Genomic DNA, 24,131 nt, shown 5'->3' with positions numbered 1-24,131 from the left:
GATCTATGCACGTAACATCCAGCGGAGTAAAAAGAAGATCGGGAGTGTCATAATAAGCGCCAAAAGGGTACCGGGAATGAGTGCGACCCGCAAGGTGTCGCCCCACATGACCGGGCCGGGTTGGATGAGCAGCGCCATCACACTCTCATAGATCAGGCTGGCGACGAGCATGGCGAGGAGCGGCAGGAGTGGCCCCTCAATGCGTAACCGACGGGTGGCGAAGGCCACCGTGATGGTAGCAAGCAACAGGGCGAATGCATGCGTGCCGAGTGGCGTTGCGGCCAGAATATCGAGCATCAATCCGCTGTAGAACGCCCAGCGTACCCCCTGTACCATACCGATGTCGCGGAAGGCGGCCCCCATCCCGATCAGGGTACGACAGATCGTGATCACCAGTAACAACGGCGCACTAAAACCGAGCGGTGTGCGCAGGAGTGTCACCTGCACTAGTGCGAGGACACCGATCAAGAGGATGTAGCCCACTTCACGGGCGACAAGTTCTTCTACTCGTTTTGATTGAGAATCACCCAAACGTAGCGTACCTGATCGGGGTTGACGAAGGGGCGCAGCTCGGCGCTCTGGCCTTGTCCTCCCGGATTGATCTCTTCTATCGAACCAATCGGAATGTTGGCGGGCACGGTGGCAAGATCCAACTGAAGATTGAGCGAGCCAGTCAACCCCGCACTCACCACCGCATCACCGGGGCTGATTGCGGCACTGCGATCCACTTGCCCGATGCTCAAGCGTGATCCGCGCTGCCACTGCCCTTGCACTAAGCCTAAGTGGGCCTGCCCCGCATGCATCACCCGTGCACTGATGCGACTACTCACATCGGTGATCAAGAGCACCTCGGCGGTATGTGTCCCCACCGACTCGATCACCCCCACGAGTGCCGCTGGGCCACTCGGATCTTGGCCGATCACCGCCATACCCACCTGCACCCCATCGGCACTGCCCCGTGCAATCAGCATCACTTGGCGGCCTGCATCGGGCGGGCGCACGGTCACTTCGGCTCCTACCAAGTGCCAGGGCTGTTCGCGCTGGATCTGGAGTTGCTGGCGCAACGACTCGTTCTCGACCTGAGCCTGCTGCAAGCGCAGGTTCTCGGCCTTGAGTTGGCTCACCTCCTGCTCCAACGCGGTGATCGTTGCCCGCAGATCATCTTCACTACGCGGCGCTCCGATCAGATCTTCCGTATGGTTGCGCAGTCCCGTCAGTTGTAGTGCTGCTGGACTGAATGCCTGCTGAAGTAGCATGCGCAACGGGCTGATGATGCCCTGCTGATCAAGGTAGATCAGGCTGAGTGCAACCAGACATAACACCCCCGCCAGCACAAACGGGCGGGCTGAGGCGGGTTGGTCGCTGCGCTCGCGGCGCAACCTCAGCGACCTGTCGTCAAGATAGTCGCGCATAGTCACAATTCATGGTGGGGTAAACGGAGCCGCTATAGTGACGCAAAGGCGCGAAGACGCAAAGGTCGTGGTTGGTCATACTCCTCAAGGCTTTGCGTCAAAATCTTGGCGCTAGGAGTAGGTGTTGGCCCCTACAGCTTGGCCCGTCGGCTGCTCTGGGTACGGGTGAGAATATCCTGGTAGACGCGATTCTCGAAATTCTCGACCATCTTGCCCGCCCCGCGTGCCACGCAGGAGAGTGGATCTTCGGCAATATGGACGGGCATGCGTGTTTCGGCGGCGATACGCTTATCGAGGCCGTGCAGCAACGAGCCACCTCCGGCCAGCGTGATACCGTGCTCCATCACATCGGCCACCAGTTCAGGCGGGGTCTCTTCAAGGGCGGCGCGCACCTCGGCAACGATGGCATTGATCGGCCCAACAATCCCCTCGCGGATCTCGACGCTGCTTACCTCAACCGCCTTGGGCAGCCCGGTCAGCAAGTCACGTCCGCGCAGTACCACCTTGATCTCCTCGTCCAAGGGGTAGGCCGATCCAGCGGCGATCTTGGCCTTCTCGGCCATACGCTCGCCGATCAGCAGATTATATTCGCGACGCGCAAACTGGATGATCGCCTCGTCAATCTCATCACCAGCGGTACGGATGGAGTGATTGATCACGATCCCACCCAGCGAGATGACCGCAACCTCGGTGGTGCCACCACCAATATCCACGATCATCGAACCCATCGGCTCTTCCACCGGCAACCCGGCCCCAATCGCGGCAGCCATCGGCTCCTCAACCACATAGGCTTCGCGGGCCTTAGCATTCAGGGTTGCATCGCGGGCCGCCCGCTTCTCCACCTCGGTGACACCGGAGGGAACCCCCACCACCACCCGTGGGCGCGGGTCCATCAGGCGCATTGAGGAGTAGGCATGGGCCTTCTTGATGAAATAGGCCAGCATCTTCTCGACCACTTCGAAGTCAGCGATGACTCCATCCTTGAGCGGGCGCACCGCGATGATATTGGCTGGGGTCTTCCCTACCATCGCTTTGGCCTCGGCCCCAACGGCGTGTACCTTCTTCGTCTTGCGATCTATTGCTACTACCGATGGCTCGCTGATGACAATGCCCTTGCCCCGCACGTATACGAGGGTATTTGCCGTGCCTAAGTCGATCCCTAGATCACGACTGAAGGCACCAAACAGCGAGTTGATTGGGTTAAAGCCCACAGATATACTCCAAACACATCTGGTTGTTATGGCACACATCCATCTTCGAGTTGCGCCGATGCAGCGACTTATTGCTCGTGATGGTTCGATATTCGCATTGATATAACGCGAACCCACGGGTTCTCCCGCTGAAGGTTCGGCATCCGATTATAGCATAGCTCCTTCGTTGCTTCGCATTCAGATGTACCATGGTAGATGATAAACAGATGATAGCATCATTTGACTTTTAGCAAGCTTTGTGCGACAATAGTACCGTCGTGAAGATTGTAGCGACACTCGGTTAACGTCTGGTCAACAGCCGTGTTAACGTCGGTTCCTGTCGGCATCATTCGGTTTTTCCGCCACATCGAATCACGGCGCTGCTGCTAGTGCTTCTGGCTCCATTCGGGCTGGGAGATTTTTATTGTTGTGAGCACGTCGGTATTGCGCCCAGTCTATCCATTCACCGCCATCGTTGGCCAAGAGCGCCTCAAGCGCGCGCTCATCCTCAATGCGGTCAACCCACGGGTTGGCGGTGTTCTTATCCGTGGCGAAAAGGGTACAGCCAAATCTACGGCGGTACGCGGTCTCGCTCGTCTCCTTCCCTCTATTACGGTAGTCACCGATTGTCCCTATAGCTGCACCCCGGATCGTCCCGCAGGGCTGTGTGCGACATGTCAGTCGCGGATCACAGGGGCGGAATTGCCGACCTACGAGCGCCCGATTCGGCTCGTCGAGTTACCAGTTTCGGCCTCCGAGGATCGCGTGGTGGGGTCGCTAGATCTGGAGCATGCGATTACCGAGGGCCAGCGCCGTTTTGAACCCGGCCTACTCGCGCACGTCAACCGTGGCCTGCTCTATGTTGATGAGGTCAACCTGCTTGATGATCACCTCGTTGATCTGCTGCTTGATGCAGCGGCGATGGGGGTGAATACCGTCGAGCGCGAAGGGGTCAGTATCTCGCACCCGTCCCGTTTCATTCTTGTGGGGACGATGAACCCTGAAGAGGGTGAGTTGCGCCCGCAGTTGCTGGATCGCTTCGGCCTTGCGGTTGAGGTGGTGGGACTGAGTGATATTGGCTCACGGATCGCCGTGATCGAGCGCCGTATGGCCTATGAGGCCGATGCGCAGCAGTTTATGGCCGAGTGGCAAGCCAGCGAGAACGAACTGGCTGATCGCATCGCTGCGGCCAGTCAACTCCTGCCGCGTGTGCAGATCGAGCGCCCCGACATGGCCGCTGTGGCCGGGCTCTGCTTGGAGTTGGGGGTGGATGGCCATCGTGCCGACCTCACCATTCTTGAGACGGCGCGTACCCACGCGGCGTGGAGTGGTCGCTTGTACTTGAGCGCCGAAGATATTCGTCTTGCGGCAGAGTTGGCGTTGCCGCATCGGATGCGTCGCCAACCCTTTGCCGAGATCAAGGTGGATGAGCAGCGCATCGCTCAGATTCTTGAGCGTAGTGGTAAGCCCGCCGAGGGCATGCCTGGCGATGATGTAAAAAAAAAGTCTGAACTAGGCGAAAAGACCGAGTCGGCTGAAGATGGCGATGAGAATGACTCGGGAACCGGCGGCGGCAGTATGACACCAATCGGTAGTGTGGGAACTGGCGAGAGCCAGCAGACGGGTGAGAAGAATAGCGGCGGTAAGCAGATCGAGGCCGAATCGATCTTCCGTACCCGTCGGCTTGAGGCTCAGGCGGATCGCATGCAGCGCCGTTCGCCTGGGAAGCGTTCGCGTTCGCGCACGACGCGCAAACAGGGGCGCTACATCACCAGTAAGATTGTCCCACGTGTTACTGATCTGGCCCTCGATGCGACCCTGCGCGAAGCGGCGATCTACCAGCGCAAGCGGCGGGCAGAGTTGACTCATCAGCCCCATGTCTCCCACCGCCGTCGCCCCAAAGTCTTGATCACCCGTAGCGACCTGCGTCAGAAGGTGCGCGTGCGCCGCACGCGCAATGCTGTCTGCTTCGTGGTTGATGCGAGTTGGAGTATGGCCGCCGAAGAGCGTATGCAGGCCACCAAGGCGGCGGTGCTGTCACTGTTGCGGGACGCCTACCAGCGCCGCGATCAGGTTGGTCTGGTGAGTTTTCAGCGCGACTATGCGCGTGTATTGTTACCCCTGACGAATAGTGTTGAACTCGCTCAGCGTCGGCTCCAGACCATGCCGACCGGTGGGAAGACACCCCTTGCACGAGGGATGCTGACAGCTTATGAGTTGCTGGAGCGTGCCCGGCGTCAGGATCATGAAGTTGTCCCGCTGATGGTGTTGCTAACCGATGGCCAAGCAAATGTCGCCATTGGCAATGCGCCCCCGCAGCAAGAGGCATATGCAATAGCCGATCTGATCGCGGCGCACGATATTCGTGCGATTGTGATTGATACCGAGCACCCGAACTTCGAGCGGGGGCTTTCACGGCGCTTGTCCGAGCACCTGAAGGGGCGCTACTATCGGCTCGAAGATCTGCACGATGACGGCTTAGTGCAGGCCGTCCGACAGCAGATGCAACTCTAATCAAGGGAACATATCGTTTTGTCCACCAACGACGTAGGAGGGATCCAGGAGATGACCGATCAGGTACGTAGGGAAGAAGTCGCTGAGAGCGAGCTGCCGACTACGGTGCTCGACGCAGCCGACGCTCCGGCGGCTCAGGCCGATGCCACCACGCCGGAGCATGCGGCGGAGGAGGCTGAGGCACAGCCTACCCCTGAAACTGAGGCGCAGGTTTCCGCTGAGGCGGAGCCGGTGACGTCGGACGCTTCGGCGACGGGTGCTGAGGCGGAGGGGGAAGACGCGGCTCAGGAGACGGGGGCAGAAGGGGCGAGTTTCACGCCGGTAGCCGAAGAGGGTGGCCGCCCGCGCCGCCTCAAGGATCTCCAGGCAGGGATGGATCTGGAGGGTCGGGTTACCTCGATTGCCCTCTATGGTATCTTCGTTGATCTGGGCGTGGGCCGTGATGGCCTCGTGCATATCTCGGAGATGAGCGATACGCGCATTGACACCCCCTCTGATCTGGTGCAGATCGGCGATACGGTGACGGTGCGGGTCAAGAGTGTTGATCCTGATGTGCGCCGGATTAGCCTCACGATGCGTTCGCAGGAGCGCAGTGAGGGTGGCCGCAGTCGCAGTCGCCCCAAGCGAGCTGAGGTTGATCGTGATCGCCTCTCTTCGCTCAAGGTTGGTGATGTGGTTGATGGTAAGATTACGGGCTTTGCACCCTTCGGTGCCTTTGCTGATATCGGGGTGGGTAAGGATGGCCTCATCCACGTCTCCGAATTGGCCGAGGGCCGTGTCGAGAAGCCTGAGGATGCCGTTAAGGTTGGCGAGCAGTTCAACTTTAAGATCCTGGAGATTGATCCTGATGGCACCCGCATCAGCCTGAGCCTGCGTCGTGCGATGCGCAGCCAGCGCATGCAGGGCTTGGAGCCAGGCCAGATCCTGGATGGTACGGTGAGCGGTCTGGCCCCCTTCGGTGCCTTTGTTGATATTGGGGTTGGGCGTGATGGCCTCGTCCATATCTCGGCGCTCTCCTCCAGCCGCGTTGGCAAGGTTGAGGATGTGGTTAAGGTGGGCGATAAGGTCACCGTTAAGGTGTTGGAGGTTGATCAGCAGAGCAAGCGGATTAGCCTGACCATGCGCCTTGATGATAGTGAACCGACGGTCTCCTACGACGATGAGCCAGCGACTCAGGTCATCCCGCGCACCGGCCCCGGTGCCGCCCCGCGCTTCGCCGCAGCGGCCGCCGCTGCCCGCGAGAACCGGCCTGATCGGGGTGATCGTGGCCGCGACCGCCGCCGCAATCAGTCCCAACCGTCGGTGCCAGAGACGTATAGCACCGAGGATGATACCGAGGAGTTTGTTGGTGATGCCACGCTTGAGGATCTGCTCAGCAAGTATGGCAGCCCATCCAACACTCGTCGTGATCGCCGCAAGGAGCGCGTCGAAGTGGAGGAGACCGAGGGCCAAGATGGTAGCGACCGCCGCCAGCGTGATGCCATCCGGCGCACGCTCCAGCAGGTCGGGCGCGACGATTAGGTAGCGTTCTTCCGAACGCTCGCGTAAGGGCTGGGGACGGTCTTGCCGTCCCCAACCCCATTTTTGCGCGGCTAGGCCATGTGCAAAGTCCTTGGGGCGTAGCCCCAAACCCTAAGTTGTTGTTGTTTGGCGGCTTTGCCGCCAAACAACAACAACAGAGATCTTCGGGGGGCGGCGCAGCCGCCCCCCGAACTCCCACCGTATTTGACCTGTCGTAGCGCGACAAGTATAATGGTGAGAGTTTTTGCCCATACGATGCTAGAGTGCGCACTCTTGCGCAGAGGAGAAATAGACGATGCCAAAGCGAACTTGGCAGCCGAAACGAATTCCACGTCGGCGCAAGCATGGCTTTTTGTCGCGGATGGAGACCAAAGATGGCCGCGAGGTGTTGCGCCGTCGCCGCCTCAAGGGGCGCTGGAAGTTGACCGTGAGCGATGAGCGCCGTGGGGTGCGTCGCGGTCATCGTTAGATGCCACGCTCTTTTGGGGGGGCACTGCGCTGCCTCCCCTCCACACCGGCCACGCTGTTATGAAACGTGCCTATCGTTTGCGGCGACCAGATCAGTTTCGGCGAGCACGCCGCGAAGGCCGTACCTTTGCTACCCCACTCTTCTTGCTCAATCTGGTCGCTGGTCGCCAGAGACGTACCCGTTGTGGGTTTGTAGTCGGAAAGCAGATCGGCGGTGCCGTGCAGCGTAATCGGGCGAAACGACGACTGCGTGAAGTCATGCGTCTGGCCCTTCCTCATATCACCCCCGGCTATGATCTGGTTCTGGTGGTGCGTAGCACCGATGTGATCGAGATGCCATTTGTCACCCTCCAGACGGCGGTTGAGGATCTGTTGCGCCGGGCGCAAGTCTGGCGTACCCCGGCGCTATCGGAGCGTTCATAACCAATTCCTACGGGTTGCTGCGGTGGCTCGTTGTGAGAAGAGGCGTTAATTATGGGTCAAATCTGGGGCGGCTTTGTTGGTCTCCTTGAGCAGATCTTGCTCTGGTTCAGTACGACGACCGGAAGCGTCGGGCTGGGCATTGTCATCTTTACGATCTGCGCTCGTTTGATCATTCTGCCGCTGACACTCACCTCGCTGCGCTCAAGCCGACAGATGCAGCAGATCCAGCCGCTGATCAAAGAGCTACAGCGCAAATATGGCAAGGATCAGCAGAAACTCCAAGAAGAGACACTGAAACTCTACCGCGATTATAAGATCAATCCGGTGGGTGGTTGTCTCCCCGTGCTGCTTCAGTTGCCGATCTTCTTCGGGGTCTATCAGGCGGTCTACCACTTGATGGTGGTGGAGCAACGGGTGAACCTGAGCGCTGGGGCCAAGGCGTCTATGGAGAATCCTGAGGTCGTGGCGCTCTTTAGTGAGAAGTTACTCGGCATTATTGATCTGGGACGTACTGCCTTTGGCCCCCATGGAAGTGGCTTTGCCGACCCGATCTATTTCATCTTGCCCGTTCTCTCTATTCTGCTCCAGTTGCTCCAGACGGCTATGGCTACGCCGCGTGTCCAAGATCCACAGCAGAAGGCGATGACCCAGGCGATGATGTTTATGCCGCTGGTCTTTGGGTATATCGCCTTCACCTTCCCTTCGGGTGCGGTGCTCTACTGGGTGGTGAGTAGTTTGGTGGGCGTGGTTCAGCAGTATTTCACCTCTGGTTGGGGTTCGCTGGCCAACTATCTCAAGTTCTTGCCAGTAGATAGTGGCCCTGGTGCGGCGACGCAGATGGTTCCGGCCATTGCGACCGCTCCGTCAGGTGATGCAACCTCCGTAGGTGAGGCCGCTAAACGGGCTGATTTCTGGACGGTGATGCGTCCGTTGACCGAAACTGAATCGTCAAGCGGGAGCACGAGTGGTTCATCTGAACCGGCTGATACTACCGATGAGGCGATGGAAGAGGCCCGTACCCAGGGTCGTTCGCAGCCAAACCCGCGTCGCCCGCGCCGTCGGCGTTGATTCTAGCCTGAGAGTGTCGCACTAGCGAGGTACACGATGAAGAGCATCGAGATAAGCGCGCGAACAGTCGCTGAGGCCGTGGAGCTTGCTCTTGCCCAACTGGGTAAGGATCGTGACGAGGTGGCTATCGCGGTGCTCGACTCGGGGGAGGCGGGCGATGAGGCACTGGTGCGCGTGACGGTCGTTGATGATGACGACGAGGCGGATGTCGCCCCGCCACCCCTGCTTGATGATGCGGTTGGTGAGGTGGGTGCGATTGCACGCCAGATCCTTGAGGATCTGCTCTCTCGCATGGATATTCATGCCTACGTTACTGCGGTGCTGACCCGCGTGCCCGGCCAGAAGGGTGATGTCGAGGAGACGGTGACGCTGCATGTCGAGGGGGCCGATGAGGAGGCGATGGGCCTGATGATCGGTCGCCGTGGCGAGACCCTGCGTTCGCTCCAGTTCTTGCTCAACCTGCTCGTCAGCCGCCGGGTGCAGAAGTGGCCCCAGGTGGTGGTGGATGTTGGGAACTACCGCCAGCGCCGCCAGGAGTCGCTGGAGGGCTTGGCTCGCCGCATGGCCGAGCGCGTGCGCCAAACCGGGCGCCCGATTATGCTCGAACCGATGGCGGCCTATGAGCGGCGGATTGTTCACCTTGCTCTGCGTGAGGATAAGAGTATCTATACCGAGAGTTCTGGTGAGGGTGAACAGCGCAAGATTGTTATCTATCCGGCCAAATAGTCTCATTTTGGTGGGGGTTCGGGGGCGGTACAGCCGCCCCCGAAGATCTTTTTTGGTGGTGTTGGGCGGCACAGCCGCCCAACACCACCAAACATTGCGTGTTGCCCTATGACAACTCCTACCTACCTCGTCATTGGCGATCTCACCTACGACCTCTTGCCCGATGGGAGTAGCGTTCTGGGCGGTACAGCGCTCTACGCGGCGGCTACGGCGGCATGGTTGGGGGTTCCAGCGGCGATCTTTACGTCGGGTGATCCAGCAAGTCCGCCAAGCCTCCCCAAAGGGGTTGCGGTAGCGTTAGTGCCTACGCCTCAGCCCTCAACCTTCGAGAACCGCTATACGTCCCATGGGCGGCTCCAACTCCTGCATGCGCAGGGGGCTACGTTGCAGATCGCCGATCTGCCTCCGGCTTGGCGTGCGGCTCCATTGGTACACCTTGGCCCACTCACCGGTGAGTTCGGCCTCGATCTGGCCGCCGCCTTCTCCGATGCGCTCGTGGCGGTTACGCCCCAGGGCTGGATGCGTCGTTGGGATCTGCCGCTGCCAGCCCCGATCCGGCGGGTGTCCTGGCATCCCGATCCCGCCGCGCTTGCCCACGTCGATCTGTTGGTCTTGAGTATTGAGGATGTGGGCGGCGATGAGGCGCTGGTGGCGGCGTATGCCCAGCATTGCCACCTCGTCGCGCTGACCCGTGGCTCGCGTGGTTCGACGCTCTATATCGCGGGCGCCCCACACCAGATCGCAGCCTACCCCGCAGAGGAGCGCGACCCCACCGGGGCGGGTGATGTCTTTGCAGCGGCACTGCTGATTCACCTCCATCAGTGTGGCGATCCACTGGCGGCAGCGGCATTTGCGAGTGCGGTGGCGGCCTCTGCCGTTGAGGGGCGCGGGATTACTGCGCTGCCGACCTGGGAGCAGGCTGTCGCACGGATGACAAGCTAACCCACTACATCCTGCGTATTCAGCAGAATGATTTCACTCGCGATCACCTCGGCGATCGTTCCGTTCCGCCCATTGCTCTCGGCCAACTGACGTATCTTCAGACGACCCTCGATATAGATGTGGTCGCCTTTGACGAGCGATTGTTGGCACAGATCGGCGAGTTGATCCCAGGCCACCACATGAAACCACTCTGTCTCGCGGTGAGCCACCCCAGACGAAGAGCGCCACGAGCGGTTGGAGGCGATGCGAAAAGTCGAGATTGCACTGCCCTGCGCGGTATGGCGGATCGTAGGGTTGGCCCCCAAGCGTCCGGTTAGTTGCACTTTGTTCAGATCGCGTGCCATGGCTCACCTGGATTGAAGATAGCACAAATGATCTTTAACAGTGTACGCGACCGAGGATGCTTTGTCAAGCGGGGTTTGGGGCCGTCCAGGGTATGTGCAAAGTCACCTCCGGTGGGGGTGCGGGGGCGGCGCAGCCGCCCCCGCAGATATTTTTTGGTATGTTTTGGCGGCGCAGCCGCCAAAACATACCAAAAATGGGGTTTGGGGCGTAGCCCCAAGAACTTTGCACATGCCCTGTGGGGCCGTCTCTACTCAGGCTCGATACTCCAGCGATAGCCAACTCCACGCACGGACTGGATGTAGATCGGGCGTTGCGGGTTGGGTTCGAGTTTACGGCGCAGGCGCACGATATGTGGACGAATGACGGTACGCGCCTCGTCCTCTTCCATCTGCACGTTTTGGAAGGCTTGGATGATCTGCACACATGGGATCACCATACCGGGTTGACGGGCCAGCGTATGCAGGATCGCAAACTCGGTAGGTGTAACCTCTACCGTTTGGCCACGCATACGCACCGTGTGTTGTTGGATATCAATACTGAGATCGCCCACCCGCAGGCTCGATCCATGGTTGTGGTTGTTTGTGAGCATAGGCTCACTCCCCATCTCCATTCCTTCATCCTTAACGATCTCTTGAAGTTGCTGGTACATCGAACGAATCCGCTCGTGGCGCTGTTGGTTGCTGCGGTAGCGTTCGATCACTGCGGCGACGCGGGTACGCAACGCCTCAATCCCAATCGGCTTGAGCAGATAATCGGCGGCTTCAAGACGCACCGCCTCAATCGCGCTACTCATTGAGCCGTGGGCAGTTAGGATAACAATCGGCAGATGGGGCCACTTACTCCGTGCGATACGCATCACCTCCACCCCATCATCATCACCCAATTGAAGGTCGAGCAACATCAGATCGGCACCGGGATGCTCAAGGAGTTCCAGTGCTTCACTACTGTTACGGGCGCGTTGGACGCGATAACCGGCTTGTGCGAGGGCATCACCGAGGATACGACGCACCACAGCCTCATCATCAACCACGAGGATACTGGCGGTTTCGGTATTGAGAGAGCGTTGCACCATCAATCCTCCTCCAACTCAATCTCATCATCATCTTCGGGGCGTTGCCACGGGCCGGCATCACTCCACGGAAACTGGATAGTGATACTGGTACCCTGGCCAGATCGGCTCTTCACATCAATATGCCCTGTATGTTGCTCAATAATCTGGCGGCTCAGGTAGAGCCCCAAGCCGACACCTTGGGCCTTCTTGGATTGAAAAGGCTCGAAGAGACGGCCAAGTTGTTCGCTACTCATACCAACGCCGGTATCTTGCACCACAATGACACATAGGCGGTCGGTTGGTTTGGCGTGGGTGGTAATCTGGATACTTCCGCCTTCAGTCATGGCTTGTTGGGCATTCAGGACGAGATTCAGGAACACCTGACGCAGCGCATCGGGTTGGCCGGTGATCATGGGCAAGCGTTCCGCAAGGTGGAGGTACAACTTCACCTTGGCCCGTTCGAGTTGACGCTGGGTAAACTGGGCCACTTGGCGTAACAGATGATTCAGATCAACTGCTTCCCATGTGATTTCGGGTGGGCGATAGAGGTTGCGCAGGCTGGCCATTGTGCGACTCATCCGTTCCAACTCACCCAGCGCCAGATCGAGGTACTCGCGGCTACCCTCACTCAGCCCCGGATCAGCGCGGCAGAGTTCGAGGCAACCCATAGCACTCTGAAGCGGATTGCCCACCTCGTGGGCCACACTCGCTGCCAAGCGCCCCAGACTGGTGAGTTGTTCATGGACGAGCAGCCGACGCTGAAGTTCCTCTTGGTGGGTAATATCGCGCCAGCGCTCCAGACACTGTTCGGGGAGATCGGGGCTTTCGCTGATTGGGATGCGATCCACCGTGTACCAACGATGTTGGCCGACCATATCCGAGGAGAGAATGCGCCAGTTGGCATGAATCAGCGGAAAGTTGCCATCCAGGGGAGGAATGATAGCCACCCCATGTTCGGAGGGACCTTGTGGGGTCAGACTGAGATCCGAGAGCGGGGCCAGTTCGCTCCAGATCTGGGCATAATGCTTCCCAACCACATAACGCGGGGATTGGCCAAGAATGCCATAACAGAACGCATTGTTGGCTGCTAAGAGTACCCCCTGGCCATCAACGAGGATCAAACCTTCGGGGAGGTGATCAAACACAATCCGTAATAGATCACGGGAGCGTTGCAGCGCCATTTCATTCTGCGGGTCGGGAAGCATTGCTACGGCCTTCACTACCTGACATATGTACAACGATAGGATACCATGGCAATGCAATAGTTATGTGTTGGTTGTGCTTTTGTTATCACATTGGTTCGCTCCGTTCGCTATACTAGCGACATAGGGAACTCAATCAATACCCACAAGGTTACGCAGAAGACACAAGTGACGCAGAAAAAGTCACACACACTACTTGAAAGGAACCACCATGGCTTCTCGACAGGAACAGATTGCCAGCGCCCTTGAGCGTCTGATGAACAATGCCGGTAGCGATGTCTCTGGCGTAGCTGCGGTCAGCATGGACGGAATCGTCCTCGTCTCCAAACTATCGGCGGACGTGAATGCAGATCGTGTCGGCGCTGTCGCCGCAACGATGATGGGTGTCACCCGTCGTGTATCGGGCGAGTTGAAGATCGGCGTCACCGAAGAGACAATCATCAAGGCTGATAACGGGCTCTTCATGGTACTTCCGGCTGGTGATCAGAGCCTGTTGGCAGTTAACCTGCGTCAGGGAGCTAATCTGGGTCTGGTACGCATCGAAGCCCGCGAAGCTGCCAAGACGATTGGCACCATCCTCTAAAAAGCATAGCTCAGCTTCCCGGGAGTTCCACCAAACTTCCGGGAAGCTGTTGGCATAAAGGAGACCTGTGTATGGATGATCGTAGTAGCTGGCAGATCAAAGACGAGGCCACACTCACCGAGTTGGTGGCCTTGATGAATCTCTCAGCCGAAGAGATTGCCGCGATGAAGGACATGCTCCCAGAGGCACAAGCCTCTGCCCCGGAGATGACGAAGACCTTCTATGAGCGGCTTTTTGCGCATGCGGCCACCGCAGAGTACCTGCAAAATGTCAGCGTTGATCGTCTGCATGGCATGGTTCAGACCTGGTTTGCAGAACTCTTTAGTGGGAAGTATGATACAGCCTATGCGCAGCGTCGCTTGACGATTGGCCATGTGCATGTCAAAATCGGCCTGCCGGTGCGCTACCCACTTGCGATGCTCGATGTGGTGATGCCCTTTGGGGAACAGGTTGCGGCCAAGCATGCCAATCCGACTCTGGCTGCCCAGGCGTTCCGTAAGGTTCTTGCGCTTGATGTGGCGATCTTTAACCAAGCTTACGAAGATAATCAACTCAAGCATCTTGCTGAATTGGTGGGTGGTGAGCGTCTTGCTCGCCGCTTGTTGGCTGGCACCTAAACAGCAGTCTGGTGCGGGTCACTTGCACCCTATATTTTGGGGCTACCTTCCTACAACATACCCTATTCTGAGGAAGGTGGCCTCCTTGGCCTCCTTTCGCTTTTGCGTATGGAGGAGCTATGGCTCTTGATGGTACGCTCCGAGATATGTCCTTGAGTGACCTCTTCCAGGTCTTTCGTATGGGTCCGAAGACTGGAATATTGTTGTTGACAAGTGACGAACAGCGTGGAATCATCTATGTTGCTGCTGGACAACTGATTGATGCGGCGATCATGGCGAGTGAAGATCGCTCGATCTTAGCCTCACATGATGAGGCTGTGATCCTTATGCTCCTTTGGGATGATGCACGCTTTACCTTCCGCCCTACGCAGTCGGTGTTGGATCGACCCTTACGCATGAAACATGATAGTGAGTGGTTGGTCATGGAGAGCTTGCGTCGTCGCGATGACCCGACGCAGGTTATTTCGTACCATACCATCACACTCGATACGCAATTGCAACTCTCACCCTTACCAAGTAGCGCCGAGAGCGGGGTGAGCCTTGATGTCAATCAGTGGCGCATCCTCAGCCAGGTCTCAAGTGCGCCAGATCTGCGTACGATTTGCGAGGCAACCGGAATTGATCCGACCCAAGCCATTCGTACCGTTGCTGAATTGCTCGCGGTGGGTTTGGTGGAGATTGTGCCGCCTAAACTTCAAACGTCTAAGGTTCATGTCCACGAAGAGACACTCTTGCACCATGGCAGGGCAATGTTGGGCAGCGGCCTCTCGGCTGAACAGGGGGGGCATGCGGCTGGCCGAGTTCTGCTCGATGCGATTATGCGGCGCGTCCGCGGGTTGTAACTGAAAGGATCCCTCGACTATGCAGCCGCTCAAGATCGTGATTACTGGGAGTTATTCGGCTGGCAAGACTCAGTTTATCCGTACTATCAGCGATATCGAGACGGTCTCGACTGATTACGCCGTTACTCTCGACGAGGAACGTGAACTCAAGCGTGAAACCACCGTTGCACTCGACTTTGGGACGATTGCAATTAACGATAAGCTCAATCTCTACCTCTTCGGTACACCAGGTCAGGAGCGCTTTGACTTTATGTGGGAGCATCTGGCGCTTGGCGCGTTGGGGTATGTGGTCTTGGTAGATAGTTGTCGTCCGGGCCACTTTGCTGAGACTCAGCGGCTGATGGCGCGCTTTATCGAGATCACCGACGCGCCCTTTGTCGTGGCGGCGAATAAGCAGGATGACCCATCGGCGCTGCCGGTGAGTTATGTGCGTCGCCGTTTGGGTATCCCGCTGGAGATCCCGGTGTTACCGTGTGTCGCCACGGAGCGTCTGAGTGTAAAGACAGTTCTGCTCTCGTTGCTGCGCCATATTGCTTCGCGTTATCAGGAAGATTCGGGTGAGGGTGGGGCGGAGTCCGTTGAGGACTAGGTGTGTGGATCGCCCAAGAAGAATCAAAAATGGCCGCTGTGCGGCCATTTTTGATTCTTCGTATAGCTACACATCGCGCTTTAGGTGGTAGGGGATGCTGGTGACAACCACGTTCTTGTTGAGCATCAACGTGGCCTTGATCAGGAAGCCAGTCTGATTGTGGAGGAGATGTTCCCACCAGTGGGCAGGCACAAACTCTGGTAATACCACGGTGAGTACGTCATCATCGTAGCGCGCATCAAGCTCTCGGATGTAGTTGAAGAGTGGGGTGATGAGTGAGCGGTAGGGTGATTCGAGCACTACGAGTGGTACGTCACACCCCCAGTCGCTCCAGCGCTGCTGGAGCTTGGCGGTATGATCGGGATCAAGGTTGACATAGACCGCCGAGACGTTATCTGGGGCCAGCGAGCGCCCGTACTGAAGTGCAGGGAGCACCCCACGGTGAATACCGCTCACCAGCACGACTGCCGTGTGGCGGCGTAGCGCGATGGGTAGGTCGGCCCCTTCGAGCGAAAGTTGGCGTGCCACGCTGTGGTAGTGGCGGTGGATGCTGTTGAAGATGATCACCAAGATGGGGATGAGAACCATCACGGCCCATGCCCCATGGGTAAATTTGGTGATTGTGAGGACAACCAACACAATTGCGGTCAGACTTGCGCCAATGCTGTTGATGATCGCCCCTCGTTTCCATCCCTCTTCCTTGATACGGAAGTGCCGTCGCACCATGCCAGATTGTGAGAGGGTGAAGGAGATGAAGACACCAATCGCGTAGAGCGGGAGCATCGCGATTTCGTTGGCTTGGAAGATGACCACCAGCATTGCCGAGAAGAAGCCGAGCGCCAGGATGCCATTCGAGAAGACGAGGCGGTCGCCACGCGACGAGAACTGGCGCGGGAGAAAACGATCCCGTGAGAGGAACGAAGCCAGCCGGGGGAAGTCGGCGTAGGCGGTATTGGCCGCTAAGACCAGGATGATGGCGGTGGCGACCTGGATGACAAAATAGATCGGGCCGTTGCCAAAGATGGTGCGGGCAATCTGCGAGATGACGGTCTCGTGGGTGAGTTCGTTAGGGATGGCTCCGTGGGCGTTGGCGAGCCAGGTGATGCCCAAGAACATCGTCACCAGAATCGTGACCATCCAGGTGAGGGTTGAGGCGGCATTTTTAGATTCGGGGCTTTTGAAGGCCGGTACACCATCGCTGATCGCCTCGATTCCCGTAAGCGCGGTACATCCGGCGGCGAATGCGCGCAAGATCAGCCAGAGACCGATGGTTTCGCCATGAATGAATTCATGCGCGAGGTGTTGCTCAACCGGTTTGGCTCCGAAGAGCAGATCGATACTAATACCATACACCACCAGCACGAGAATACTGGCAATGAAGACATACGTCGGAACGGCGAAGATCACGCCGCTCTCTTTAACACCACGCAGATTGGCAAGGGTGACGAGAATAATACAGAACAACGCAATTTCCACTGCGTAGTCCTTGAACCATGGTGCGCCCCACGTAATCGCTAACGAGGTGATGGCCGCGACACCCGCCGAAATACTTACTGCCACGGTGAGAACATAGTCAATCAGCAATGCTCCGGCGGCAATCAGGCCGGGTAGCTTTCCCAGGTTCTCGTGGGCCACAATATAGCCCCCACCGCCTTTGGGGTAGGCACGGATGGTTTGGCGGTAGGAGAAAGCCACCACCACAAGGAGCACCGCAATGCCACCCGCAACTGGAAGAGCGAGACCAAGTGCGGCAGCACCGCCAAGGATGAGGATCGTCAGAATGGCCTCGGTTGCGTAGGCCACCGATGAGAGCGCGTCCGACGAGAAGACAGCCAGGGCTGTGATGCGACTTAGTCGCTCGTGGTGTTGATGTTCGGTTGCAATCGGCTTGCCAACGAGAAAACGCTTGATCTGGCCCACGATACACCATACCTGCGTAGTCCGAGTCACCCCAACTCGGAAGGTTCGAGAATCAATAAAGACGACAACAAAAAACCACCGAACTGGCGGCAGTCCGGCGGAGGTCGGCTGTCGTATTCATCATCGAAGTTGAGTGTTGTACCGGGGGGGGTGATGCCCGGTGTCCAATGCGCGGCGCTGATCATAGCACTTAGGAGGGATGACGTCAATAGGGGATCAGCCCGTAACTGTTCACACTTGGGGTAAAGGAAGCTTCTGATTGACGCAAAGGTGCAAAGACGCAAAGGTTTTGTTGAAGGCTTTGCGTCTTTGCGTCAAAACCTGGATGCTAGGAGAAGTGTGAACAGTTACAGCATCTCATTCTTTTGCCGCAAAGAACGCAGAGAGGATAGCGCCCCATAGGTGTTCGGTTAAGGAACATCGCGTAGGGGCGCGTCGCGACGCGCCCCTACATCCCGTCCTCTGCGGCTACGCAGTATCCTGCCTCTATGCTCGTTTCGGGGAATCCTGCTCATCATTCCCGATCCCTAAGAGGAGCCAATCAAAACTAACCCCCAGAATGTTGTGCAATGCTACCAAAACATCTGCATTGGGTAGCGCATCACCATTCTCAATCCGGCTATAGTGGGTTCGGCTGATATAGACATGCGCAAGTTCCATACGTGCCCGAAGGTACTCTTGGGTCAGATCGAGGGCTTTCCGACGTAGACGTATGCGCGCACCAATGGCACGCGCCAGGGTGTGCTGGTGGGTGAGGTATTCCTCTGGAAGATCGTGCATCCGCTTGGGCATAGTCGCTCCAAGCGGATACTATGCACGCTGATGCCACTTCCATTTCCTTGGATTCTCGGCGTCCTTTGCGGCTCTCCCTACCCTCGCTCGCGGATTGTCGCTGCCGCCTGATACCACGGCTCACGCAGTTCGAGCGGCCACGTATTCACATGACTCGCCAGATCATCCAGCGTCTCGGCATCCCCGATCCAGGCGAGGGCTTCGATGGCCTTGCGCCGCAGGTAGACCGGCACCCCCTCGCGGTCGCTGGTGCGCCCATTGACACTGAACGTACCGAGTTGGAAGCGGCGCAACTCGCGCCCAGCGGCAATGTCCTGGATCACCTGCTTTAGCGTCGGGCCAGGGCGGCCATCGCGCAGTTCGAGGCGCTCCTTCTCAATCCCCATCCCCATCCAGGCGAGGCTCTGTAACGCCTTGCTCTTGATCGTCTGGCTGGGGTTGGTGATCAACAGCCGCATCAACCAGCGGATCACCGTCGGGTTGGCCGCACGCACGCGCCCCGCCAGGTAGGCCAGTTGTTGTGCCGCGCTGTTGGGCAGATCGCGTTCACGCCGCACCAGAATGGTCAACAGCGGCTCGACCAACGTTGGCTCGAAGAGAGTCAGCGCATCCGCCGCTGCCCACATCGTATCCTCCCAGTCATCACTAATCTGCATAGCGGCGTGGTCGCTGGGGCTGAGGATGATACGCAGCAGTTGGCGGACATCGAGCAACTTGCGCTGATCACTGTCAATCATGTCGCCGAGGGCAAAGGCGGCCAGTGCGCGCTCCGGCGGGTGCGGCGAGTAGCGCAGAATATGTTGGAATTCGCGGCGACCCGCTGGCCCCTGCTCCCAGATCTCCATCAAGCGCACCAACATGCGGTCGTTGCGCAGATTACTGATCGAAAAGTTGGCATCGGGCTGTTCACTCGGTGGTTCCGCTAACGAGACCATATCGTGGTAGCCGCGAGTCATCAGCAGATCGTCTGCGCTGAGCATCTGGGTCTGTTGGTGCAGATCAACATTGCCGGGCAGGTAGATATTGCGCAGGGCGCGGGCGGCGGCAATCCGGACATTGGTATATTCATAGCGCGGGCCACTACTCGTCTCACGCACCCGTTCGACCAGAATGCGCCGCAGTTCGTGGCGCACCTGGGGGTGACTTAGTCGCCCCAGCGCGGTGGCCATCTGCTCGCGGCGCTCGGCAACCGGCTCGCGGTCGGCGCGGAGGCGTAAGACGCACGCATCCAGTAACTCCTCACGCAACGCTACTGCTAAGCGGGCATCCTGTTCGGGAGGCAACGCCTCCAGGCAACGCGCCGCGAGTAGGGCGTGGGTGTAACTCCCCGCCCGGATCGCCGCCGCAAGGTGGGCGAAGAGCGGCTCTGGATCGCTGAGCAGACCGGCCAAGGCACACAACACATCCTCCCACCAAACCTGCCGCCGGGGGTTGCTACACAGGCTGATGATGTCACTCACCCGCTCGTCCATATCTGGGCGCACCGCCAGCGCCACCGCCGCACAGTAGGCGTGCAGCGCCGGGTTGACAAAGCGAGTGGCGCTGTGGCCAATGCTTACCAGCACCCGCGCTTCACACAGGGCTTGGTAGAGATCTTCGAGGCTGTAGTCGCGCTCGCGGCGCGTTTCCGCCAGAATACGGAACATGTCATGCAGCGGAATCTGATCGAGGTGGTTCCAGCGACTATACCAGGCCAAGGCCCCCAGGCTGACGCGCGCCACATCACCGGTGCTGTAGCGCGGGGTGAGCAGACTCAACGCCTGATCCAGATACTCCTGCACCACTTGGTTGCGGGTGAGTTGTGCCTGTGGGTTGCCCGCCACCCGTGCATAGATCATGGCTAACAGGCTAGGATCGCTGGCCAATGCGAGCAGCCGATTGTCGCGGATCTGACAAAAGATCTTATAGCCGCCGCGTTCTTCACGTTGGCGGACATAACGTAGGATCTGTTGTTCGCTGAGGGGTTGGAGCACCAACACATGTGCTTGATGGAGGATCTGGGTCGGGAAGTTCTCTTGGGTGGCGGTAATCACGAACTTCTGATCAACCAAGCGGCTACTCATCGCCGCCAGTTCGTGGGCCAGATCGAGCCGTACTTGGGCCGGCAGGCTATCCAGATTATCCAGCAAGAAGATGTAGCGCGGGCGCTGAGCGCTGGGTTGGTATGGGCGGAAGAGATCACAGATCGCATTGCCCAGTGCGGGGTTGGCAATACTGGCCTGCTCGATGATCTGGCGCTCTAAACGCCCCGCTCCACGCTGGCTCTCGTAGCCACTGAGCGAGATCATCATCCCCGGTGGGTCCTGTGGGTTATGTGTTACCTGAACGGCCAGATCATAGGCGATGCGTTGCAGAATCGTCGTCTGCCCGGAGTGGGGCGGGCCAATCACCGCGATCAGGTTGCTCTGGCTCACCAACACCTTGTGCGGGCGTGGTTTGGGCGTCGGCTGGGTGAGCAGGCGGTGCAGCGTTTCGAGCACACTCACACTGGTTGGCGCATCCTCCGGGCGGCTTCGGAGTAGATGCCAACTCTGACCGGGCGCGGCCACCAAGACCCCGGCTTCGATAAACTCCGGCCCACTCCAGCGCAGATAGTCGGGGTTGGCCAGAATGTTGGCCACATACTCCAACTGTACGTTGGGGGCAAAGAGGCGGCCATCGGCTGAGCGCATGTAGAGCGTGGGGATACTCCAGCCCAGATCATCGGTCGCATAGACCCGCCTGCGGGCCGTATTGACCGCGACATCAATGATGCCCTCGCGCAGCAGATGATCGCTCAGGTGGTAGGTGAAGCGCCGGGCGAGGCTGATCTCGATGATCCGCTGCATGGCTAAGACAGACGGCACCCCCCCACTGATCACCAATTGTGCCGCGAGACTATTCATGGAGCGGTGCGGGGAGGTCTGGGCCGTACTACAGGAGATCAGAACGATCAGCCTGGGGCGGCGCGGCTGGGGGAGTTGCTGCATAAGTCCCACCAACTCTTCGCTGGGGTAGAGTTCGCCTTTGCCAGTTTCGCCATGTTCGAGAAGCAGCCGAGTCCCATACTTCTCGGTATAAACTCCGTGGCCCATAAACAGAATAACATCATAGCCACGGACTTCTTCGTGTACCAGGCCACCCTGAGCGATAGCTTGATGCAATGCCTCAGGTGATGCTACGGGCAAGATATCGTAGGCGAACTGGCCCGAACTGATCAGGGCGCTAAAGCGGGTTCGCATATCGCGTGCTTCGCTTTCGCGGCCCACCGGAGCCAGGTTCCAGCGCTCAGCCAGATCACTCGGATCAGCAATGACCAACAGCAGGCGGATGGGCCGCTGATCCACCAGACGCGCCTCATCGAAGGCATCACTCTCAATATAGCGCGAGAAGGCGATGCGGCCATCAGTTGCGAGCGGGCGCGGAGGGGCCATACCGCCACTATCATCAAAGTGGAGCAACTCCCAGGGGATGGCGTGCAGTTCGGGCGCATGCGGGTCGAGCGCTAGGCGCACGCGCAAGATCCGATCCCGCGAGACCGCCGAGGCCCATGCTTGCTGAAACGCGACCGCCAAACGCCCACTTAAGAGCCAGTTGAAGAGATCCAACCCGTAATTGGCAAGGTCTTCACCTAACTCCACCACTGAAATGCCCGCATCCTGGAGTTGGCGATCCTCCTCGGCATGCACCCGCCGCCCACCACTTAGCCACAGCTCAACCGCATAGGTGTAGCTCGTCCCCGTGGTTCGTCGGCTCACTCGTATCAGCAGATCATCTATTGGCTGCATCGGCACCTCCTCGGCTCTATCCTACCCTATTTTGCACCCTCACCATGCGCCATGCTATACTCTCTCCGTTCTCTGCGTGGAAAGCGAGGCAACCGTGACCGCATGGCAGCACATGGGGCGTTTCTTGGTCACTGGACTTCTTCTCTGTTGCTTGGTGGCCTGTCAGCCCCTCTCAGCGGAATCGATCCCGTCTGCGGCCACGGCTCAGCCCCTCCCAGCGCGTACCGTTCTGATTCTCTGGCATGCCTGGCCAGATCCGCAGGATCGTGTGCTGGCTGGGTTGGTTGATCGCTATAACCGAAGCCAGTCTAACGTCCAGATTATCGTCCAGAGTCATTCGGTGGCGACGATCAGCAGTGATCTGGCGCTGGCGGTCAGTGAGGGCGGCGGCCCCCATATGACGCTCATCAAGAGCCATACCCTGGGTACGCTCGTCGAGACTGGTACCATCCTACCGCTCGACGGGTACTTCACCACCACTGAGTTGGGCCAACTTTTGCCCACCACGCTCGCTACTGGGCAGCTACAGACCACGCCCGCGCAGATCTATGGCATCCCGATCACCTTCGATACGCTCGCACTCTACTACAACCAAGCCAACTTTGCTGCCACTCCACCCGCCGACCTTCCCACGCTCCTGCGTGTGGCGCGTGGTCTCACCGATACCCAGAGTGACCCATCCACCTGGGGCTTGGCGTTCAATCTGAGTTTGGATCGGACGATTGGCTACCTCTACGCCTTTGATGGGCGCATCTTCGATACCCAAAACAACGTGGTTATTGGAACTACCGGGCGTGCTGGGGCCGAAGCATGGTTGGCTTGGGTCGAGAGCTTGCACAGTGATCCCCAGATACTCGCCAGTACCGATGGCATCGCGGTTGAGAATGCGATCATGCGCCGCGAAGTCATCATGACTTTTGATTGGTCGTATGCGCTCAGTACCTACCATGATCTCTGGCAGGAACACTTGGGGGTAGCCATGTTGCCTCAACTCGGTGAAGACGCACCACCCGTACAACCCTATGTCCAGACTGATCTGATGGTACTCAACGCCCGCAGTAGCAGCACCGAGCGCCAGATGACGAGCGACTTCATCCGCTATCTCCTCGGCGCTGAAGCCCAGGGCATCCTGCTGCAAGCTGGCTGTCAGCCGACCAGTAGGCTGCTCGATCTGGAACAACAACCCGATCTCAGCCCCTATCTGCGCGAAGCTGCCATCATCTTTCGCCGCCAGGCTGAACAGGGCCAACCCATGCCCAATCGCCGCGAAGCCAACGAGATTGTCTGGAATGTACTCGCCGAGATGCAGGCCAATACCCTCCGCCACCTGCTCACCCCCGAACAAGCGGTGAGCGAAACCGAAGATCTGTTACGCCAGCGGCTCAATCTGACGCCCTAAACTGGCTACATTCTCGTAATGCAAACATGCTATAATCTACTACATTCCCTAATCATTACACTTCGTTGCCTGTGTACGGCCAACATTGCTGATTACCACCGAGTAAGCTAGTTGCCCAGGCTCCCGAAATGTAGTAGAATAAGCCCAGATGGCCGTTAACAGCGGCCTTATCCTGGCACCGACTGCCAGTTCGTTCTCGCCTCTGCTCCAGAACTGCTGACGGCCCCTAAGGAGGATCTGAATGGCAAGCAGAACCGAAGAGATGGTGCGGCATCTGAAGGCCTTGTCCATGAACACACCCGACATCGAAGCTTCAGCCGTCGTGAGTGTTGATGGCCTCATCATGGCTTCGGCGTTGCCGGCGGATGTTGAGGAAGACCGGGTCTCGGCCATGAGCGCAGCCATGCTCTCCCTGGGTGAGCGTATCGCTAATGAGCTTAAGCGTGGCCAGCTCGACCAGGTTTTTGTTCGTGGTGAGGATGGATATGTGATTCTAATGGCTATTGGTGAAGAGGCAGTGCTGACCGCACTTGCGCAGAGCCGTGCCAAACTCGGTCTTGTTTTCCTTGATATGCGCCGAACGGCGAACGAACTGATCAACCTGGTCTAATCCAGGGCGATCCTCCAAAGGTTCAACCGATGCGGGCCGAGCAGCATGCTGCTCGGCCCTGTCTGCGTTGGGGGTGCTACCTACGGGCATGTGTCGTGTAGGGGCGCGTCGCGACGCGCCCCTACATGTTCCTTAACCGAACGTCAGGAC

22 protein-coding genes are annotated in these 24,131 nt (G+C 58.5%); 13 read left to right on the top strand and 9 right to left on the bottom strand.

Annotated elements, in window-relative coordinates:
- Window positions 1-3 precede the first annotated feature (3 nt).
- The 3 genes from mreD to EKD03_RS06840 all read right to left on the bottom strand — a co-directional run bounded on the left by mreD (window position 4) and on the right by EKD03_RS06840 (window position 2,623).
- Window positions 4-531 carry a rod shape-determining protein MreD gene (gene mreD, locus EKD03_RS06850; protein WP_129628936.1) on the bottom strand — a complete coding sequence of 176 codons (528 nt, stop codon included), beginning with the start codon at window positions 529-531 and terminating at the stop codon, window positions 4-6.
- Window positions 504-1,412: a rod shape-determining protein MreC gene (mreC, locus tag EKD03_RS06845; RefSeq protein ID WP_129628934.1), complete on the bottom strand. Its 909-nt coding sequence runs from the start codon at window positions 1,410-1,412 to the stop codon at window positions 504-506. The genes mreD and mreC overlap by 28 nt, the downstream gene beginning before the upstream one ends.
- A gap of 131 nt (window positions 1,413-1,543) precedes the next feature.
- On the bottom strand, window positions 1,544-2,623 hold the full coding sequence (locus EKD03_RS06840) for a rod shape-determining protein (protein WP_129628932.1): 1,080 nt from the start codon (window positions 2,621-2,623) through the stop codon (window positions 1,544-1,546).
- Window positions 2,624-3,031: 408 nt separating this feature from the next.
- On the opposite strand from EKD03_RS06840, the gene EKD03_RS06835 reads away from it, so the two are divergent.
- The 7 genes from EKD03_RS06835 to EKD03_RS06805 all read left to right on the top strand — a co-directional run bounded on the left by EKD03_RS06835 (window position 3,032) and on the right by EKD03_RS06805 (window position 10,264).
- Window positions 3,032-5,116, top strand: coding sequence for a putative cobaltochelatase (locus EKD03_RS06835; protein ID WP_238613425.1), 2,085 nt, complete (start codon window positions 3,032-3,034; stop codon window positions 5,114-5,116).
- A gap of 51 nt (window positions 5,117-5,167) precedes the next feature.
- Window positions 5,168-6,637 carry a S1 RNA-binding domain-containing protein gene (locus EKD03_RS18945; RefSeq protein ID WP_129628993.1) on the top strand — a complete coding sequence of 490 codons (1,470 nt, stop codon included), beginning with the start codon at window positions 5,168-5,170 and terminating at the stop codon, window positions 6,635-6,637.
- Between the two features lie 295 nt (window positions 6,638-6,932).
- On the top strand, window positions 6,933-7,106 hold the full coding sequence (gene rpmH / locus EKD03_RS06825; RefSeq protein WP_044199273.1) for a 50S ribosomal protein L34: 174 nt from the start codon (window positions 6,933-6,935) through the stop codon (window positions 7,104-7,106).
- Between the two features lie 59 nt (window positions 7,107-7,165).
- Window positions 7,166-7,528, top strand: a complete 363-nt coding sequence (gene rnpA / locus EKD03_RS06820) for a ribonuclease P protein component (RefSeq protein WP_129628928.1) — start codon at window positions 7,166-7,168, stop codon at window positions 7,526-7,528.
- Window positions 7,529-7,579: 51 nt separating this feature from the next.
- Window positions 7,580-8,596, top strand: coding sequence for a YidC/Oxa1 family membrane protein insertase (locus tag EKD03_RS06815; protein WP_129628926.1), 1,017 nt, complete (start codon window positions 7,580-7,582; stop codon window positions 8,594-8,596).
- A 36-nt stretch (window positions 8,597-8,632) separates the two neighbouring features.
- The gene (gene jag, locus EKD03_RS06810; protein WP_129628924.1) at window positions 8,633-9,322 is read left to right on the top strand and encodes an RNA-binding cell elongation regulator Jag/EloR; all 690 of its coding nucleotides are present in this window, start codon (window positions 8,633-8,635) and stop codon (window positions 9,320-9,322) included.
- 108 nt (window positions 9,323-9,430) lie between these two features.
- Entirely contained in the window at window positions 9,431-10,264 is an 834-nt protein-coding gene (locus tag EKD03_RS06805; protein ID WP_129628922.1) for a PfkB family carbohydrate kinase, read from the top strand.
- Here EKD03_RS06805 and EKD03_RS06800 read toward each other — a convergent pair.
- The 3 genes from EKD03_RS06800 to EKD03_RS06790 form a co-directional block, all read right to left on the bottom strand.
- The gene (locus tag EKD03_RS06800) at window positions 10,261-10,608 is read right to left on the bottom strand and encodes a single-stranded DNA-binding protein (RefSeq protein ID WP_129628921.1); all 348 of its coding nucleotides are present in this window, start codon (window positions 10,606-10,608) and stop codon (window positions 10,261-10,263) included. The two genes, EKD03_RS06805 and EKD03_RS06800, sit on opposite strands and share 4 nt — an antisense overlap.
- Before the next feature lie 248 nt (window positions 10,609-10,856).
- On the bottom strand, window positions 10,857-11,681 hold the full coding sequence (locus EKD03_RS06795; protein ID WP_129628919.1) for a response regulator transcription factor: 825 nt from the start codon (window positions 11,679-11,681) through the stop codon (window positions 10,857-10,859).
- A complete protein-coding gene (locus tag EKD03_RS06790) occupies window positions 11,681-12,865 on the bottom strand; it encodes a two-component system sensor histidine kinase NtrB (protein ID WP_129628917.1) in 1,185 nt (394 codons plus the stop codon). The genes EKD03_RS06795 and EKD03_RS06790 overlap by 1 nt, the downstream gene beginning before the upstream one ends.
- A gap of 208 nt (window positions 12,866-13,073) precedes the next feature.
- Here EKD03_RS06790 and EKD03_RS06785 point away from each other — a divergent pair, with 208 nt between their 5' ends.
- The 4 genes from EKD03_RS06785 (at window position 13,074) to EKD03_RS06770 (ending at window position 15,493) form a co-directional block, all read left to right on the top strand.
- Window positions 13,074-13,445: a roadblock/LC7 domain-containing protein gene (locus EKD03_RS06785; protein WP_129628915.1), complete on the top strand. Its 372-nt coding sequence runs from the start codon at window positions 13,074-13,076 to the stop codon at window positions 13,443-13,445.
- Window positions 13,446-13,516: 71 nt separating this feature from the next.
- The gene (locus EKD03_RS06780) at window positions 13,517-14,062 is read left to right on the top strand and encodes a protoglobin domain-containing protein (protein WP_129628913.1); all 546 of its coding nucleotides are present in this window, start codon (window positions 13,517-13,519) and stop codon (window positions 14,060-14,062) included.
- A gap of 119 nt (window positions 14,063-14,181) precedes the next feature.
- Window positions 14,182-14,904: a DUF4388 domain-containing protein gene (locus tag EKD03_RS06775; RefSeq protein WP_129628911.1), complete on the top strand. Its 723-nt coding sequence runs from the start codon at window positions 14,182-14,184 to the stop codon at window positions 14,902-14,904.
- Between the two features lie 19 nt (window positions 14,905-14,923).
- Window positions 14,924-15,493: a GTP-binding protein gene (locus tag EKD03_RS06770; RefSeq protein WP_129628909.1), complete on the top strand. Its 570-nt coding sequence runs from the start codon at window positions 14,924-14,926 to the stop codon at window positions 15,491-15,493.
- A gap of 66 nt (window positions 15,494-15,559) precedes the next feature.
- On the opposite strand, the gene EKD03_RS06765 is transcribed toward EKD03_RS06770, so the two are convergent.
- From EKD03_RS06765 to EKD03_RS06755, 3 genes are all read right to left on the bottom strand, one after another.
- Complete coding sequence (locus EKD03_RS06765; RefSeq protein ID WP_238613423.1) at window positions 15,560-17,413, bottom strand: APC family permease; 1,854 nt, start codon at window positions 17,411-17,413, stop codon at window positions 15,560-15,562.
- Between the two features lie 486 nt (window positions 17,414-17,899).
- The gene (locus EKD03_RS06760; RefSeq protein ID WP_129628907.1) at window positions 17,900-18,205 is read right to left on the bottom strand and encodes a helix-turn-helix domain-containing protein; all 306 of its coding nucleotides are present in this window, start codon (window positions 18,203-18,205) and stop codon (window positions 17,900-17,902) included.
- A gap of 77 nt (window positions 18,206-18,282) precedes the next feature.
- Window positions 18,283-21,972, bottom strand: a complete 3,690-nt coding sequence (locus tag EKD03_RS06755; RefSeq protein ID WP_129628905.1) for a CHAT domain-containing protein — start codon at window positions 21,970-21,972, stop codon at window positions 18,283-18,285.
- Between the two features lie 94 nt (window positions 21,973-22,066).
- Here EKD03_RS06755 and EKD03_RS06750 point away from each other — a divergent pair, with 94 nt between their 5' ends.
- Window positions 22,067-23,371 carry a sugar ABC transporter substrate-binding protein gene (locus EKD03_RS06750; RefSeq protein WP_129628903.1) on the top strand — a complete coding sequence of 435 codons (1,305 nt, stop codon included), beginning with the start codon at window positions 22,067-22,069 and terminating at the stop codon, window positions 23,369-23,371.
- 241 nt (window positions 23,372-23,612) lie between these two features.
- Entirely contained in the window at window positions 23,613-23,981 is a 369-nt protein-coding gene (locus EKD03_RS06745) for a roadblock/LC7 domain-containing protein (protein WP_044199265.1), read from the top strand.
- Window positions 23,982-24,131 lie beyond the last annotated feature (150 nt).

The organism is Candidatus Oscillochloris fontis, from assembly GCF_004138135.1.
GTDB lineage: Bacteria > Chloroflexota > Chloroflexia > Chloroflexales > Chloroflexaceae > Oscillochloris > Oscillochloris fontis.
This window is presented reverse-complemented; position numbering and strand designations above follow the sequence as displayed.

What these genes read in the sequence shown, in the direction of transcription:
- EKD03_RS06775 (WP_129628911.1), top strand. Translation starts at nt 14,182, where the DNA reads ATGGCTCTTGATGGTACGCTCCGAGATATGTCCTTGAGTGACCTCTTC.
- EKD03_RS06795 (WP_129628919.1), bottom strand. Translation starts at nt 11,681, where the DNA reads ATGGTGCAACGCTCTCTCAATACCGAAACCGCCAGTATCCTCGTGGTT.
- EKD03_RS06760 (WP_129628907.1), bottom strand. Translation starts at nt 18,205, where the DNA reads ATGCCCAAGCGGATGCACGATCTTCCAGAGGAATACCTCACCCACCAG.
- EKD03_RS06815 (WP_129628926.1), top strand. Translation starts at nt 7,580, where the DNA reads ATGGGTCAAATCTGGGGCGGCTTTGTTGGTCTCCTTGAGCAGATCTTG.
- EKD03_RS06785 (WP_129628915.1), top strand. Translation starts at nt 13,074, where the DNA reads ATGGCTTCTCGACAGGAACAGATTGCCAGCGCCCTTGAGCGTCTGATG.
- EKD03_RS06790 (WP_129628917.1), bottom strand. Translation starts at nt 12,865, where the DNA reads ATGCTTCCCGACCCGCAGAATGAAATGGCGCTGCAACGCTCCCGTGAT.
- EKD03_RS06770 (WP_129628909.1), top strand. Translation starts at nt 14,924, where the DNA reads ATGCAGCCGCTCAAGATCGTGATTACTGGGAGTTATTCGGCTGGCAAG.
- jag (WP_129628924.1), top strand. Translation starts at nt 8,633, where the DNA reads ATGAAGAGCATCGAGATAAGCGCGCGAACAGTCGCTGAGGCCGTGGAG.
- EKD03_RS06805 (WP_129628922.1), top strand. Translation starts at nt 9,431, where the DNA reads ATGACAACTCCTACCTACCTCGTCATTGGCGATCTCACCTACGACCTC.
- EKD03_RS06755 (WP_129628905.1), bottom strand. Translation starts at nt 21,972, where the DNA reads ATGCAGCCAATAGATGATCTGCTGATACGAGTGAGCCGACGAACCACG.
- rnpA (WP_129628928.1), top strand. Translation starts at nt 7,166, where the DNA reads ATGAAACGTGCCTATCGTTTGCGGCGACCAGATCAGTTTCGGCGAGCA.
- rpmH (WP_044199273.1), top strand. Translation starts at nt 6,933, where the DNA reads ATGCCAAAGCGAACTTGGCAGCCGAAACGAATTCCACGTCGGCGCAAG.
- mreC (WP_129628934.1), bottom strand. Translation starts at nt 1,412, where the DNA reads ATGCGCGACTATCTTGACGACAGGTCGCTGAGGTTGCGCCGCGAGCGC.
- EKD03_RS18945 (WP_129628993.1), top strand. Translation starts at nt 5,168, where the DNA reads ATGACCGATCAGGTACGTAGGGAAGAAGTCGCTGAGAGCGAGCTGCCG.
- EKD03_RS06745 (WP_044199265.1), top strand. Translation starts at nt 23,613, where the DNA reads ATGGCAAGCAGAACCGAAGAGATGGTGCGGCATCTGAAGGCCTTGTCC.
- EKD03_RS06800 (WP_129628921.1), bottom strand. Translation starts at nt 10,608, where the DNA reads ATGGCACGCGATCTGAACAAAGTGCAACTAACCGGACGCTTGGGGGCC.
- EKD03_RS06780 (WP_129628913.1), top strand. Translation starts at nt 13,517, where the DNA reads ATGGATGATCGTAGTAGCTGGCAGATCAAAGACGAGGCCACACTCACC.